Here is a 13,762-nt window from a genome sequence, read left to right as displayed (position 1 = left end):
CCTTTTAGTGTCCTTTTTCGTCCTTTTTTGCCCGTTTTCATCCTGGGCCGAAAACCGGGGTTAGGCTGTTTGATCTTTAAACAATCAAAATCCTGACAGGAGGAATTCGGCTATGTTTGATTTCGGAAAATCACTTATCACTATGAACCCAGACGAGCAGAAAAAGATGCTCGACAACGCCACTCCTGGGCAGCGCAAGACGGCCCTGGAAATGGAGATTGGCTCCAACAATCAGAACCAGCGGCAGCAGCAACAACGGCAGCAAAAGCGCGATGCCTACCATGACCTGGATCGCCTCAATTTCACCGTTGAAAAAGAAAACGAGGCGCACGACTTCTTCGGTAAAGGGCTGACCGACTGGCAGAAGAACGTCACCGGCAATAAGCCGTCCAAGGACGCGAACGGTCTCAAGAAGCAGTTCGATGATTATGAGCACTCCCTGCTTTCGTCCGTACCCAAAGGCGGCAAGCGGCATACTGCCCTGGCAGACTCGTTACCCAAGATCAAGGATGGTTTCCTGAAACAGGGCCACCAGTTCGCCGTGGACAAGCTCAATGAGCGCTCCAGAAGCGTTCTCGACAAGGGGTTGCAGCGTTTCGCTCAAGGCGCACTCGGCGCAAAGGATGACAAAGATGTCCAGGCGCACGACGATGCGGCTTTTGACCTCATCAATAAGTACGTGATGTCTGAGGTCAAGTTCGATGAAAAGGACGCCGACACCATGTATGACAAGTACTTGGGGTATGCGGGGGTTGAAAAAGCACAAACTGCGGAAATTCCGACGACAGGTGAGAACGGTAAAGAGAGCGAACAACTGCAACGGCAGAAAACGGTTGAGGGAAAAGAAAAGGCAGATGTGCCCGAGGCTGCTCCAGCCAAGTCATCTGTGGAACAGGCGCGGGAGATGGAAGGGAAAGCCGAAGCCGCCAAACCTGACAACGCGACAGAAGCTGCCCGACTCATCGGCGAATGGGAAAAGCAGACCGGCAACAGCACCATGGATGTCGACGAGCATTACAAGCAGAAGCCCGGCTCCAAGCCCACATGGGTCAAGGATGAACTTGGCAAAACCGAGTATTATGAAAAGCGAGCCAAAGATTTTGAAGAACGCAATCTCGGCAAGAAGGCTCCCGACTATTACCGGGAGTATGGGGACAAATACGTCAAGCGGTTCGACAAGTTGAAGGCTTAATTGTCTGAAGAAGGGCAGGGATGGATGGAGTGGACCAAGGACCGGTTGCAGTTTAAGATGGAGGCTGGCCTGCGCAGCGGCGAATGGGACGAATCAAAGCCTGAGGAATTGAAAGAGAAGGCGTATGATTCGCACTCGGAAGCATACCTTGAAGCAGGACTGGCTGATTTGCCGCAGGAAGATATTGACAAAGTTCTTACTGCCGTCGACAGAGGCGATTTAGTATTCTCTTGGGATGCAATTCAGGAAGCTGGTGAGACTGCTTGGGATATGCCGCTTGAAAAAAAGGTTGGATCTATTCCAGCTTTGGTGAACTGGCTCAAAGACGGCCCTTCTATTACTGATTAAACTTAACGGCAGGCATTGTACGCTATTGGTGATGACAACATGTGCCATTACCAACAGCCTTTGCCTGTATTTTTACGAGAACAACTCCTGTCACCGAACATGCAAGAATGACCATCCACCCATATAAAAAGAAAGTAAAAACTGTAAGAACAGGAGACCAAAACACTGCTTTGACAAGGTTTGACAAAGTTGTTGAATGTTCGGCTAGGGCGGACACTACTAAATCTCCAGCAATACCAAGGTATTGCGATATCCAGCCCGTCGCCAGCCCGACAAGGAAGCCTCTAGTGGTTGAATACCGTTGACACTTTGCAATAAGCCAATACCAAGCAGCAGTTCCAGCGACCAATGTGCCACTGACAGAAATGAAAGAAGCTGACAGGGGTGCATTTTTAATACTTAGGTGCATTGTTAAAGCATGCGCCAAAGCGACAATTGAGCAGGCGAGTCCCATTTGGAACGATTTCTTAAGTGCTTCAGACATATACTGATGATAGGATAAATGAAATAGACTGTCAAAATCGATAGATGAGTTTGCATTTGGTTAGCTTAGAGTCGCTCGCATATGCCAGCGGCTCTTTCTTTTACGAAGCTCGGCCGATCAGTTTCCCATCGTCATCCGTTTCCTCTTCGATATCCTCATCCAGTTCTTCCGGGACGTCTTCGTCGTGTCCGAGGGAACTAGGCTCTTCCTCGTCCATGGCGTAGACAGCGGTTCCGACTTTTTGGGTAGTGTTGACCAAAACAACGAAAGCCGCGCTTTCACAACGCGGGCATTTGGGGATATCTTTGTCCATATTTCCTTCTTGATTGCTGGTGGTTACTTGAGAAGTGCACCACGAAGTATGCCGAACATGGCCGGGGCCAGTTCAAGCAGGTCGTTGATGGTGCGGCTGTGGTTGGGAAGCAGTTTGGTGATAGCCTCGGACAAGATGCCCAGCCCGTAGATTTCGATGCCGAAACGGTTGCCCTCTTCAAGAGCATCGAGAGCGATGTTGAAGGAGTCTGGATCTCCGTCCGTCAGAATAAGGACGACCTTTCTGGACTCAGGGAGAGGCACTACTTGCTGCAATGTCCACCAGAGGGCCTCGCCCAAAGGAGTGTATCCTGCCGAGCTGATGGCGAAGTTGCCATGCATCCGCTTCCCGTGTTTCAGAACTGGGCAAACCGTGGGGCCACGGTCATTCCCATTGCCGCCGTCGGTCGGGGTGTCTGCCGGAAAGGCCGTCACGCCCACGCTGATGCCGTCGATGGCGTCCAGGGCAGTAGGCCACAGCATGACACACCTGCGTGGTCAGCTTGATACGCCGTCGCATTGAGCCTGAGTAATCAAGCAGGATGTGCACGGCGGCATTTATGCCCACCTTGCGACCACTCCGCTTGAAGACACGAGCATCAGCTACTGACAATCGGTGTAGTTGCCGGGAATCCAGTCGACCATGGCGACCGACCTTGCTTCGTGTCAGCACGGACGATTGTAGTAGCCCCTGAAGCTGGGTCCGCAGGGCAATCGATGCCCGCTTTGTGGTGGCAGCGTCTTCCGGCGCTATCGTCTTCGTGGCTTTGTTGTCTAGTCCCAATGAGAGCCCCCCCCAGCTCTGCTGGGGCGGCCATAGAAGTTTGACTTATGCGGGAGTAGCATGAAGCCTCCCCCCTTGTGAGCTGCTCAAAGTGAGCAAGGGAGAGGCTTCAAAGAAGTGCAATTCAAGCCTATGTCATACAAAATGGGACTGCAAGTACCATATCGTTTGGATACCTAAGTACCGACGTAAGGTGCTGTTTGGAAAGCTTAGAAATTACTTGGGCGATGTGTTCCATAAACTGGTAGCACAACGAGAAAGCAAGATACTGGAAGGGCACTTGTGTGTTGATCATGTGCATATGTCTATTGCGATTCCACCCAAATACTCGGTGTCCCAAGTGGTTGGTTACATAAAGGGTAAAAGTGCAATCCACATAGCGCGAGAAGTCCAAGGTCGGGCAAAAGGATTTGCAGGGCAGAGCTTCTGGGCGCGTGGATATTACGTCACGACAGTAGGGCGAGACGAAAAAATGATAAGGGAATACATTCGCAAGCAAGAAGATGACGACAAGCGGATGGAGCAACTGAAATTCCGCCTTTAGGCGGTTCTTAAAGCCACTTTGAGTGGCTCACAAGCTACAAGCCCCGGCTTTGCCGGGGGTACTATGACTAGAACCTCTATCTTTTTACAGCCAGGAAACACTTTTTCCAATAATCTTGGCTGCATGCTCTCGTTTATAAGTGTAGACATTGCTACTCCTTAAAAGCCGTTGAGCGTGGTGGGCTCATTCCCAACAATTTGATTCCATCGCTCATTGCGAAAAGAATCAATCAGTAGAGTATTGCCAGATCATTGCGTACAGAAATTATAAGCGTAATTCAGACGGAGTGTTCAATATTTGAACAATATAGGCAGAATAAGTGATGCGGTGGTGCATCAAGCAGATAGACGGCGATGGTCAGAAAGCCATCGTATAGTGGGGTGAAAATGGATACGCCAGATTCTTTGATTTTCTGACTGTCCATTCTCGGCGAGTTTGTCGCAGCCTCCATAAACTGCCTGCGACCTAGGTCTTCAATCGGCCCTCAAAGTGCATTTTGTCAACAAGTTTCGAATCGAAAACCTTCGACGGATGTTGGGAAGAGTGTTGGGCAACTCTGGAAAGAAAAAATGCCGAACATTTCTGATCGGCATTTTTGTTAACAATGGCGGAAGCGTACAGGAGTCGAACCTGCCTACGACATCACTGCCGTACATTGGTTTTGAAGACCAAGCGACACACCGGTGCCGAAACGCTTCCGGGTGGAAGTGACTTGCCTTTGAGGAGGGGGGAGACTGCGAGGCAGTTTCTCGGGTTAGGGAAACTGGATCAGTTGCCGAAGCCTGCCACTCATCAAGGGTGTTTGAGATAGCAACTTTTCGCTTTCTGGACAAGGAAGAATCTTTTGGGTTGGGTTTCACCCTATCAGTTAGCCGTGAGTACTGTACTTTTAAAGTGAGGTGGAGTAATTTCTCCAGTCAATGGAAAGTGTTCGCAGAGATAGATCGAAGTGCCGAAAGCGTGGCGCTCGAGGGTATGAAAAGAAGGAGATCCAAATGAATCTTGTCAAATTTCGCTACCAAATTGCTGTTTCATTGTTCTGTTCCATCTTTTTTCTGGCCGGGTTTGGGCTTGCCTCGGACATGGGGACTTTTGTGGAAAAGACATGCACAAAATGTCATTCAGCCAAGCGTATTTGCCTCAATCTTGGCGTTAAAAGTGGCCCTGCCTGGAAATCTACTGTTGAGAAGATGGTCGCCAAAGGAGCACAAGTGGCACCAGAAAAGATTGAAGGTGTGGCGCTCTATCTTGCCGGGGCAAACCCTGATTCCTCGGTGTTGTGTCGATAAAAATCAATCAAATGGTGGCGGAGGTGGCGGTGGGAGAAAATTCAGCATACCTTTTCTTCCAGCTTTCCGTTCCCTGATCAGACGGTCAAACCTTTCTTGTTGTTCAGGAGTCAGATGAGTCATTATCTTATCCCGGCCTTTTTTAAGAATTCCTTTGAGACGGATATGCATGTCTTGACGGGCATGATCGAGTTCTGCCAACGATTCATCAATGATGGTAGTAATGGCGGGAATCGCAGTCGGGTCAGGATTCACTTCATCCGTTATCTCTTCCAGAAAATGATGTCGCATCATGGCTCGGAAACTGGAAGCGTCTTTGGGCGGAGTGAAGTGGAATTTCAGAAAAATACCGGTGCCAATAATACCGACTATGGCTCCAGCGACAAATACTGTCAGAAATGAGGTCCATACTTTCCAATTTTGCATGCGAATGCTCACCTTACATACTTGCCAGTGAGGCTGGGATAAAATTGAACATCTGCGCACTGTATGCCGAGTAAAGCGTGCTCGGCAGAGAGTGTAGAGCCCATGTGGCTGTCATGACGAGCAGGGCCGAAAGACTGACTGCAACCATGGCAAACCGGGGAGCCATACGCTCCAGATCTGTGGAATGGATGTCGAACCGACCTGAGAGAGCTATTTCCCGCATAACACAGCTGCTCCAAGTGTCTGGCAGCGTCCCCTTGGGTGTCTGTCGGTGAATAGCCCTGAGAAAATTCTGGATAGTCCTCTTCCCGTTACGAGTCATGCGCCCCTCCTTGGATGCCGTTCCGTTTCAAGAAGCTCTTGAGTTTTCGTTTGGCCCGAAATGAGCGTACCTTAACATTAGGTACACTGATATCAAGCATTGCAGCCGTTTCCTTTGTTGACCTTTCTTCCAGATAGGTCAGGGTGAGCACCATTCTGTCCATGGGTGCCAGTTGATCGAGGAGCAGAGCAAGGAGTTCTTGCGCTTCTCGTTGCCTGACGAGAGAGTCGAATTTGTCTTTCGATTCTTCTGCCAGAGCAGTTTCCATGAAACGCTGACCGTCAAGACTCAGATCGCACGTCAATGATTCCTTTCTGCGGTAATGATCCCGCCAAAAATCATGGCAACTCCGTGTCGCAATAGTTGTCAACCAGTTGAGAAACGGTTTGACCGGACTGTAGCCGTGCAGTGATTTGAACGCTCTGATGAACGTCTCGTGTGAAACTTCTGCTACGTGCTCCGGTGGAACATGGGCGGCTACAATTCGGGCGACACGTATTTCATACCTTTCAAGCAGAAACTTGAAGGCATTCGTATCACCACTGATTATCTCAGTAATGAGAGCCATGTCGTCCGGTTTTCCGGGCATTACATCCTTATTCGAATCAGAGCATTTCATCCAGTGTGCCTATTGTGACAGTCGGATGCAAGCGCTCCGGTAATCCTGACTGACCGCGCCTCGGGCGCGGTCAGGGAGATTGACTCCTTCTCACAGAGTAGGAGGGGATGGTCAGCGAACATCCCCGGGAGAGGCCCTTTGTCAGATCGTGAGGTTGAGTCCGTCGAGGAGCAGTTGATCATAACTGCTGCTTGACAGATCAAGTTCTTCACTTGTTGTCGTGGCGCTCTGTTCGGCGGCATACGTCTGGCTGGCCTGTGCAGGTTCGCCAGTGGTCATACCGGTCAGGGATTGCATCTGCTCCATGAACTCCCTGTTTTCTGCAGAGGGCTGCGTGCCGGATTCAAAGGAAGATTGTGCTTCCTCCATCTTGGCCTGCAAGCCGCTTTGGAGCTCGGACTGAGAGAGGAGTCCGTCGCCGTCTTCATCGAGGTTTGCGATGACATCGCTGTCTTCCCCGAGCTCCTCGGCACTGAGCAGTCCATCTTCGTTGGTGTCCTGCTCGTCCACGATCTTGGTTGACATGTCTTCGGCGTCTTCAGATGGTTCGCCAGGGGGGCGGCGGAAACCGCTCATGGACATCCCTTGCTGCATTCCGTCAATGGAACCGATTTCCATAGTCAATCTCCTTGTACCTTGGTTCATCCGAATGCATGCATCCGAGACAGAGCCATTGTGCTGTCTCCCCTCTCCCAAGGAGCGAATGCAGGCTGGAGTAAACCTGTTACATGAGAGTAATCGAAGTATCGTCCGTGTGGGTTACAAAAAACCGAAAGAGTTCATTGTGAGGAGGGTGTTGGTCAAGCTCAGAAGGTTTACGACCGGGAATGGCGGAGGGATGGGGACTTTTCAGAATTGGCTCAATCTGTTTGAGAGGTGCTCGGGCGGCGGAGGGAGAAGGGGATGTCCCCTTCGGGTGGAGATATGTGCAGAATTTATTATGATTTGGTGTTCCGCATGACATACTGTATAAGGTGATGACGTGATTTGGGTACAGGTTTCAGAAGTTGAGGGCGTGGGGTTGAGAGAGAATTTTGAGAGAAAAGAAAGGAAGGAAATTATGGGATTGATATTCGTGAGTGCAACGGTCGTTGCCAAGGATGGTATGGAACAGGAATTGGAGAAGGCTCTCAAAGCAGTCATTCCGGCGGTTCGCGAAGAAGAAGGCTGTCTGCGGTACGATTTGCATAGGTCAGAATACGGCAGTGTTTTTCTGTTCTATGAAATATGGGAAAGCCCTACCCATCTGGCGGCACATGGGGGAACTCCACATATGCAAGCCATGCGTGACGCCACGGCGGATCTGGTCGTCGGTGTCGCCGACGTGAATACATGGGAAGAAGTCGATGTTGTGAAATAGGAGCGTCATGAGGGTAAGAGAGTGTCCTCGTGAGAGTACAAAAAAAGAAGCAGTCGAGAAATCGACTGCTTCTTTTGCTATCGTGGCGTCCCCAAGGGGATTTGAACCCCTGTTAACGGCGTGAAAGGCCGACGTCCTGGGCCAGACTAGACGATGGGGACGCATTGTGAGGTGGCATGTCAAAGGGGCTGTAAGCCCTTTCGGAGCAACCTTCTCTCGTCTGTGGAAGGGCTGTTTTACATATAATTTCAGACCTGGCAAGCCTTTTAATGAATCAATTCATTTTTTTTTGGCAAGAGCGCTTTTTTTTCGCTTATCTCTGTGGCGAATAGAAAGCATTGTTGGGATAAATTTATTGTCTTGAACACTGTAAAATCTCTTTATTTCTTTACACTTGCGCGCTCGTTGTCTGTGTCCATGAGGAGGGTTTTATTCTGGGCTTTTCTACAAGTGTCGTCATGTCTGGCGGCATAGAAAAGGAATGAGGGTGATTCATTTTTGAATCGACACGAATTGTTTTTTTGTCTGGCATATGATTTTCGAAGAGGATATTTTGCAACGCGCAAGTCATACAAAAGTAATTTTTCTTTTAACCAGATCATGCCCATTGTGTTTTGTATGGGAGCCTTGTGTCTTGTGAGTGTCCTCTTTGCTGGCTTTTCTATGGCCTGGAGGCACCGGATTTTCCACTTTGCACGTGTTCGGGGACATGTGCGAGAGAGATGACCCAAGATCGATACATTTTTGAATCGCCTATAAAGTATGAAAATACAGCCTGTTGGGATTGTGCCTGATTTAATAATGAATCGATGCGTGTCTATATCGAGACGTAAAAATTAGTAACTAATTAATTTATTTGACGATTTTCCTTGTGGTATAGTATGTGCTTTAGCCGCAAAGGATATGATGAAGGCTTCTTTCGGAAGATCTCATGATAATTTGTGTTTATTTTTGATGGGAATTAAAGCAATCGCCTTCGAAGAATGCGGTCGGAGGTGGTTCTGTGAACGAACCGCAAGGAGTTTGTGTTTATATGACCATTCGAAGTCTGAATCCAGCCACTGAAGAAGTGCTTGAAACATATGATGCCTATTCTCTTGAACAGACCAATGCCATTTTGGATGATGTGGCAACAGCTTGGGAGAGTTGGAGAACAACCAGTTTTTCCTACCGGGCAGCGTGCTTGAAGCGTGCTGCGCAAAAACTTCGGAGCCAGGCTTCGGAATTGGCTGTAATAATGGCGCGTGAAATGGGGAAACCCATTCGGCAGGGGGAAGGAGAGGTCGGGAAGTGCGCTGCTGTCCTTGATTTCTACGCTGAGGAAGCTGAGGGTATGCTCGCTCCGGAAAGAGTGGAAGGGGTAGGGCGCAAGGCCTGTGTCACTTTTGAGCCGATGGGCACGGTCCTGACGGTCATGCCATGGAATTTCCCGCTTTGGCAGGTCTTTCGCATCGCTGCTCCCTCCTTGATGGCTGGGAATACAATGGTTTTGAAGCATGCTTCCAATGTGCCCCAGTGCGCACTTGCCATTGAAAGGATATTCAAGGAAGCGGAATTGCCTGAGAATATCTTCCGTACATTACTTATCGGAGCACGTCAGGTCGAATCTGTTCTTGATCACCCTTCAGTCTTTGCCGTGAGCCTCACCGGGAGTGAACCTGCCGGACGCAAAGTCGCTTCTGCGGCAGGAGCGCGTCTGAAGAAGTCAGTGATGGAATTGGGGGGGAGTGATCCATTCATCCTCTTGCCTGATGCGGATATGGACGAAGCGGTTCGCGTGGCAACGCTTTCCCGTTGTGGGAATACCGGGCAAACCTGTATTGCAGCCAAACGTTTCATTGTTTTCGAGGAAGTGTACGAGACATTTGTTTCCCGGTTGTCTGAAAGTATGTCCAAACTGGTGATAGGCGATCCTCTCGAAAGCGCGACGGATATGGGACCGATGTCCTCAGGGACACTGCGTGAGGAATTGCAGGAGCAGGTTGACCGTTGTGTCGAGTCAGGAGGAGTTCTTCGTCTCGGGGGCGCGCTGCCAAAAGGGCCGGGGTTTTATTATCCGCCGACCATCATCACGGACCTTCCTCCAGATGCCTCGGTCGCACGGGAAGAGTTGTTCGGGCCGGTTGCTCTGGTTTTCAAGGTTTCGTCTGTTGATGAGGCTCTTGCGCTTGCAAATGATACTCCCTTCGGTCTTGGTGGGTCTGTTTGGACCGGAGATGAAGAGAAGGGTGTGGAAATAGCTGGTCGGATCAGGACAGGGTGTGTGTTTGTCAATGGTCTGGTCAGAAGTGATGTGCATCTGCCTTTCGGTGGGACCGGGTCTTCGGGGTACGGTCGAGAGCTTGGTGTCTGGGGAATTCGCGAGTTCGTCAACATCAAGCCTGTCTGCATCGGCTGATCCTGAGCATTGCGAAGGGCACGGTGCCACTGCATGTATCAATCCTCCAGGTTGCGGGCTGCGTCAGTCCTCCCGCAACCTTTTTTGATACATTTTGAGTAGCAACAGTGGGTGGTCGAGTCTCCATGCTTCCTTGAAGAACTCTCGAATAATTGGTATGTGCCGCAAGTCCACGGAGTTGGCCTTGTGGATCAACTTTTATCAACCCCAATCCGGGGAAGACGGTCCTGTTGAATTCTGCTGGCATTATTTCTGATCTTTAGCGGAAGTCAATCGTCGTGTTGCCGAGGACCGGAACTTCTCGAACTGCGAGGAAAACGACATATGGAACTCGAAGAGTTTGTTACTGCATGGGATCAGGATATCGCGGGTGCAAAGCCACTTTTCATTGAACTGAAAAAACTGCTCGAATCGTTGGAAGAGACTCAGATTCATTTTATTGCCCGTCCTGGGATCACATACTCCATGCGCGGGAAGAAGACCTCTCAAGAGAAGCGTCCTTTGTTTGTCATGGTGGATGTTATTGATGATGATCCTGCCGAGCGGTGGCTTTCTGTCTGTTTCTTTGGTGATACCATTACCGACCCAGAGGAACTCGGTGATTTTGTTCCTGGTGGATTGCTGGGAGAGGATGGGCATTGTTTTGATGCGGAGGATGCAGGAATTCTGGAGTATATCAAAGCACGGATTCTTGAAGCTCACGGGAATCAATAAGGGGAATAATCAGTTTACAATGTCTGACCCTGTGTTCTTGCTTTGCTGAAGTGGACTGGCTGCCGTGTTAGTGATGTTCTTCTTTGGTCAGTAGGCTCAGTGGAAAAGGAGCGTGTTGACGCCTTTTGAACCCCTTGGGTTTTGGAAGGCGTTTTTTTGCGTCTGTAAGAGCTGAGGCGGATCCGGTGAGGGAGTAGGGAGCCTTTGTCTGGAAATCCGTCCCGGATGCAGTATGCAAGGGGATTCGGGCAAAGGGGGATGGAAATAAGTCTTGAAGAAACTGCGTCTCTCAGGGGGGGGGCTTTTCATGTCATGGTGCACAAAAGGAAAGCGGGTCTCATCGTTTGATGAAACCCGCTGTATTTCCGTGGCGTCCCCAAGGGGATTTGAACCCCTGTTAACGGCGTGAAAGGCCGTCGTCCTGGACCAGACTAGACGATGGGGACGCAGAAAGTTGGCTGGGCTGCAAGGACTCGAACCTTGATTAACGGAACCAGAACCCGTCGTCCTGCCAATTGAACGACAGCCCAGCAACGAGAAGATGATTTAAGGGTTTGAAGCCTCTATGTCAACTTCTTTTTGCATCTTTTTTTGCAGAATTTACACTGCTTTGGCGAGCTGACGAGTACGCTTCTTCAGCTTGTTGATCTGACGGCGGATACGGTCGCGTTTGGCGTTGTCTTCCATGGCCAATTTCTCGGTACGCATGGTGCGAATCTGCTGTTTGATCTCGGCAATCTGCTTCTTGTAAGGGGAGACCTGCTCCTCTTCGACAATACCGAAGATGGCCTTGATTTCCTGAACCAGTTGGTCCTTGTCCTTACCGGATGCTCCGGTGATCATGGGGAGCTTTTTCACGCACAGGGTGCGCAGCTCTTTCGCTGTCATTTTCTCAAGCGTTTTGGTCAGGCCAAGCTCGTCAAACGAAATTTCTTTTACTTCTTCACTCATGGTGTCTCTCCTTAAAAAATGCCCGGAGGCGAAAATTTATCAAATCTCTTCGAACATTCGCTGGTATGCCCTATAGCATCGTCCCAGAGGAGATTCAGGGTCCAGATCTTTATTCAAACCGCCTAATTTCTTAGGCTTTGTTGGTTCCTTGGGCAGAGGTGGTGCTTCCACGGAAAACTCCCCGTCCAAAGGAACTCTGCCGTTTAGCAGTTCGAATACCACTTTGTCAAAGACTTCTTGACCTAAAAAGCCATTCACGATTTCAAGAATCATGGGAGCGAGAAATTGGGCCTCCTGCATGACCATGGGGTCTTCTGCTGCGAGGATCAGCTTTTTTTTCCTGTGTCCCAATGGACGTGCGACCGAAGCCATCTCTCCCATAAGATCATCCCACGAGCGCCAGAGGTGGATCAGGTCCAAGCTGCCGGTTGTGTCCAGCTTGCCAAGGAATCGGGGCAGAGCATTGGTCAGGCTGACCATGCGGTTGGAGCGCCCTTTCTTGCTATAATGTCTGAAATATCGTGCCATGATATCCTAGTAGATTTTTGGCTGCAAGGTTATCGTGAGAATTGTGGGGCGCAGTTCATACGCCTCGCCGCTCCGCTCCTGCTTGTCCATTTCTTTTGCTATTTCCTGCGCTATCTGCGGGCCGATTTCCTCGGAGTTGCCTCCTTTGAAGACGCCCGTGAAAATGCCGTCTCGGAGAGCTTTGTCAGGCTTGAATCTACGGACGATAGTGACGTCTTCCTGTTCATACCCATCTTTGAGAAGGGTAATGAGATGATCAGATCGGCGTTCAAGTTTGACTGAGCACGGGCTGATGCAGATTTGCGCGCCATCGGCATAAACCATAGCTCCACTTGGGTTCGTGCTGACAGGGATGGTTTGCCGGGCGGCCTGGCATCCCGTCAAGAAGAAAGCGGTCATTGCCATGATACAAAAGATGGGTTTCATGATTCGCCTCACTTGTCCTGTCTCTATCACAGGAATCAGCCATAAACAATTCACTGGACTATGCCTTAAGGCTTGACGGGCTACACTGCTTAAGCTAGAAATCAAATATTCCATATATCAAGATATCCTGATATAGGACGAGGTCAATGAAAATAATTAAATATTGCAAAGCTCTTGCAGATGAAACTCGGGCCAGATTGGTCAATGTCCTTCTGGAGTACGAGTTGAATGTAGGTGAGATTGTTCAGGTGATGGAGATGGGACAGTCGCGAATTTCGCGACATCTGAAAATTCTGTCCGATTCCGGGCTGGTTGATGTTCGTCGGGAAGGGCTTTGGGCTTTTTACCGTGCGAGTGAAGATGGACCAGGTCGGGACTTTCTTGATGGTATCGCACTGCTGTTCGAAGGCGAAAACGAACTGAAACGGGACAGCAATAGAGCGGACCGGGTCATTCGTGAGCGTATGGCTGCAACTCGTCAATTCTTTGATGCAATTGCTCCCGAGTGGGATAGAATGACCGCAGAAGTGCTTGGCGAGATTGATCTGGGTCGTGAAATCCAGACTCGACTGCCTCAGTGCGGGTGTGCTGCCGATATCGGCTGTGGTCCCGGCGATATGCTGGAGATACTGGCCGGAACATCTGATATGGTCATCGGTGTCGATAATTCGCCTAAAATGCTGGAGCTTGCTGAAGAGCGGTTTTCCGGTGATGCCAACATGTCGTTGCGTATTGGGGAGATGACCCATTTACCCCTGCGGGATCAGGAAGCGGACTGTACGATCATGTCGTTGGTTCTCCACCATTTGGCTCGGCCGGTGGATGCCCTTCGCGAGGCCGGTCGTGTCCTTCGCAAAGGCGGGAAACTGCTTATCGCTGAGTTTGATCAGCACGACAACGAAATAATGCGAAGCGAGTACGGTGACCGCAGGCTCGGCATCCCGAAAAGCAAGATGTGCGACTGGCTGGCCCAGACGGATTTTACCGTCAGGGACGTCACTGAATTTCAAGTCAACATGGACCTCGTAGTTGTGATATACGAGGCTGAGAAGCAATAGAATCCAA

General features: G+C 50.1%; 19 protein-coding genes and 4 tRNA genes. 8 read left to right on the top strand and 15 right to left on the bottom strand.

Translation table 11 applies throughout. The annotated features are described in order from the left end of the window. Positions 1–112 precede the first annotated feature (112 nt). Both BN4_RS06720 and BN4_RS06715 read left to right on the top strand, forming a co-directional pair. The gene (locus BN4_RS06720; RefSeq protein ID WP_015414622.1) at positions 113–1,192 is read left to right on the top strand and encodes a hypothetical protein; all 1,080 of its coding nucleotides are present in this window, start codon (positions 113–115) and stop codon (positions 1,190–1,192) included. Between the two features lie 24 nt (positions 1,193–1,216). After that, a complete protein-coding gene (locus BN4_RS06715; protein WP_157871293.1) occupies positions 1,217–1,540 on the top strand; it encodes a hypothetical protein in 324 nt (107 codons plus the stop codon). A 22-nt stretch (positions 1,541–1,562) separates the two neighbouring features. Here the strand turns inward: BN4_RS06715 and BN4_RS17685 are convergent, their stop codons facing one another. The 4 genes from BN4_RS17685 to BN4_RS17680 form a co-directional block, all read right to left on the bottom strand. Continuing rightward, a complete protein-coding gene (locus BN4_RS17685; RefSeq protein ID WP_015414620.1) occupies positions 1,563–2,024 on the bottom strand; it encodes a hypothetical protein in 462 nt (153 codons plus the stop codon). A 100-nt stretch (positions 2,025–2,124) separates the two neighbouring features. After that, entirely contained in the window at positions 2,125–2,337 is a 213-nt protein-coding gene (locus BN4_RS06710) for a hypothetical protein (RefSeq protein WP_015414619.1), read from the bottom strand. A gap of 23 nt (positions 2,338–2,360) precedes the next feature. Further along, entirely contained in the window at positions 2,361–2,819 is a 459-nt protein-coding gene (locus BN4_RS17110; RefSeq protein ID WP_015414618.1) for a vWA domain-containing protein, read from the bottom strand. Further along, the gene (locus BN4_RS17680) at positions 2,722–3,120 is read right to left on the bottom strand and encodes a hypothetical protein (RefSeq protein ID WP_157871291.1); all 399 of its coding nucleotides are present in this window, start codon (positions 3,118–3,120) and stop codon (positions 2,722–2,724) included. The genes BN4_RS17110 and BN4_RS17680 overlap by 98 nt, the downstream gene beginning before the upstream one ends. Positions 3,121–3,211: 91 nt before the next feature. On the opposite strand from BN4_RS17680, the gene tnpA reads away from it, so the two are divergent. Then, on the top strand, positions 3,212–3,664 hold the full coding sequence (gene tnpA, locus BN4_RS06700; protein WP_015414617.1) for an IS200/IS605 family transposase: 453 nt from the start codon (positions 3,212–3,214) through the stop codon (positions 3,662–3,664). Positions 3,665–4,269: 605 nt separating this feature from the next. Here tnpA and BN4_RS06695 read toward each other — a convergent pair. Next, positions 4,270–4,363, bottom strand: a tRNA-Sec gene (locus tag BN4_RS06695). 296 nt (positions 4,364–4,659) lie between these two features. Between BN4_RS06695 and BN4_RS17105 the strand changes: the two genes are divergently transcribed. Beyond that, entirely contained in the window at positions 4,660–4,953 is a 294-nt protein-coding gene (locus tag BN4_RS17105) for a hypothetical protein (protein ID WP_015414616.1), read from the top strand. A 3-nt stretch (positions 4,954–4,956) separates the two neighbouring features. On the opposite strand, the gene BN4_RS06685 is transcribed toward BN4_RS17105, so the two are convergent. The 4 genes from BN4_RS06685 to BN4_RS06670 all read right to left on the bottom strand — a co-directional run bounded on the left by BN4_RS06685 (position 4,957) and on the right by BN4_RS06670 (position 6,938). Next, complete coding sequence (locus tag BN4_RS06685) at positions 4,957–5,379, bottom strand: hypothetical protein (RefSeq protein WP_015414615.1); 423 nt, start codon at positions 5,377–5,379, stop codon at positions 4,957–4,959. 13 nt (positions 5,380–5,392) lie between these two features. After that, positions 5,393–5,701, bottom strand: a complete 309-nt coding sequence (locus BN4_RS06680; protein ID WP_015414614.1) for a hypothetical protein — start codon at positions 5,699–5,701, stop codon at positions 5,393–5,395. Next, the gene (locus tag BN4_RS06675; protein WP_015414613.1) at positions 5,691–6,290 is read right to left on the bottom strand and encodes an RNA polymerase sigma factor; all 600 of its coding nucleotides are present in this window, start codon (positions 6,288–6,290) and stop codon (positions 5,691–5,693) included. Before BN4_RS06675 ends, BN4_RS06680 begins: the two co-directional genes overlap by 11 nt. Positions 6,291–6,461: 171 nt before the next feature. Next, the gene (locus BN4_RS06670) at positions 6,462–6,938 is read right to left on the bottom strand and encodes a hypothetical protein (protein WP_015414612.1); all 477 of its coding nucleotides are present in this window, start codon (positions 6,936–6,938) and stop codon (positions 6,462–6,464) included. Positions 6,939–7,380: 442 nt separating this feature from the next. Here BN4_RS06670 and BN4_RS06660 point away from each other — a divergent pair, with 442 nt between their 5' ends. After that, positions 7,381–7,680, top strand: a complete 300-nt coding sequence (locus BN4_RS06660) for a putative quinol monooxygenase (protein WP_015414611.1) — start codon at positions 7,381–7,383, stop codon at positions 7,678–7,680. 83 nt (positions 7,681–7,763) lie between these two features. Here the strand turns inward: BN4_RS06660 and BN4_RS06655 are convergent. Then, positions 7,764–7,841: transfer RNA gene (locus BN4_RS06655), tRNA-Glu, on the bottom strand. A gap of 872 nt (positions 7,842–8,713) precedes the next feature. On the opposite strand from BN4_RS06655, the gene BN4_RS06645 reads away from it, so the two are divergent. Both BN4_RS06645 and BN4_RS06640 read left to right on the top strand, forming a co-directional pair. Beyond that, the gene (locus BN4_RS06645; protein WP_041720177.1) at positions 8,714–10,078 is read left to right on the top strand and encodes an NAD-dependent succinate-semialdehyde dehydrogenase; all 1,365 of its coding nucleotides are present in this window, start codon (positions 8,714–8,716) and stop codon (positions 10,076–10,078) included. Between the two features lie 324 nt (positions 10,079–10,402). Then, a complete protein-coding gene (locus BN4_RS06640) occupies positions 10,403–10,792 on the top strand; it encodes a hypothetical protein (protein WP_015414609.1) in 390 nt (129 codons plus the stop codon). A 368-nt stretch (positions 10,793–11,160) separates the two neighbouring features. On the opposite strand, the gene BN4_RS06635 is transcribed toward BN4_RS06640, so the two are convergent. From BN4_RS06635 to BN4_RS06615, 5 genes are all read right to left on the bottom strand, one after another. Then, positions 11,161–11,238: transfer RNA gene (locus BN4_RS06635), tRNA-Glu, on the bottom strand. 9 nt (positions 11,239–11,247) lie between these two features. Then, positions 11,248–11,322: transfer RNA gene (locus BN4_RS06630), tRNA-Gln, on the bottom strand. Positions 11,323–11,392: 70 nt separating this feature from the next. After that, positions 11,393–11,743: an ATP-binding protein gene (locus tag BN4_RS06625; protein WP_015414608.1), complete on the bottom strand. Its 351-nt coding sequence runs from the start codon at positions 11,741–11,743 to the stop codon at positions 11,393–11,395. 39 nt (positions 11,744–11,782) lie between these two features. Beyond that, on the bottom strand, positions 11,783–12,271 hold the full coding sequence (locus BN4_RS06620) for a DUF721 domain-containing protein (RefSeq protein ID WP_015414607.1): 489 nt from the start codon (positions 12,269–12,271) through the stop codon (positions 11,783–11,785). Positions 12,272–12,277: 6 nt separating this feature from the next. Then, positions 12,278–12,697, bottom strand: coding sequence for a PEGA domain-containing protein (locus BN4_RS06615; RefSeq protein ID WP_015414606.1), 420 nt, complete (start codon positions 12,695–12,697; stop codon positions 12,278–12,280). 146 nt (positions 12,698–12,843) lie between these two features. Here BN4_RS06615 and BN4_RS06610 point away from each other — a divergent pair, with 146 nt between their 5' ends. Then, positions 12,844–13,755 carry an ArsR/SmtB family transcription factor gene (locus BN4_RS06610; protein ID WP_015414604.1) on the top strand — a complete coding sequence of 304 codons (912 nt, stop codon included), beginning with the start codon at positions 12,844–12,846 and terminating at the stop codon, positions 13,753–13,755. Positions 13,756–13,762 lie beyond the last annotated feature (7 nt).

Source organism: Pseudodesulfovibrio piezophilus C1TLV30 (assembly GCF_000341895.1).
In the GTDB taxonomy this organism is placed as follows: Bacteria; Desulfobacterota; Desulfovibrionia; order Desulfovibrionales; family Desulfovibrionaceae; genus Pseudodesulfovibrio; species Pseudodesulfovibrio piezophilus.
The sequence above is the reverse complement of the archived record's forward strand: the minus strand, read 5'-3'. Positions and strand labels throughout refer to the sequence as shown.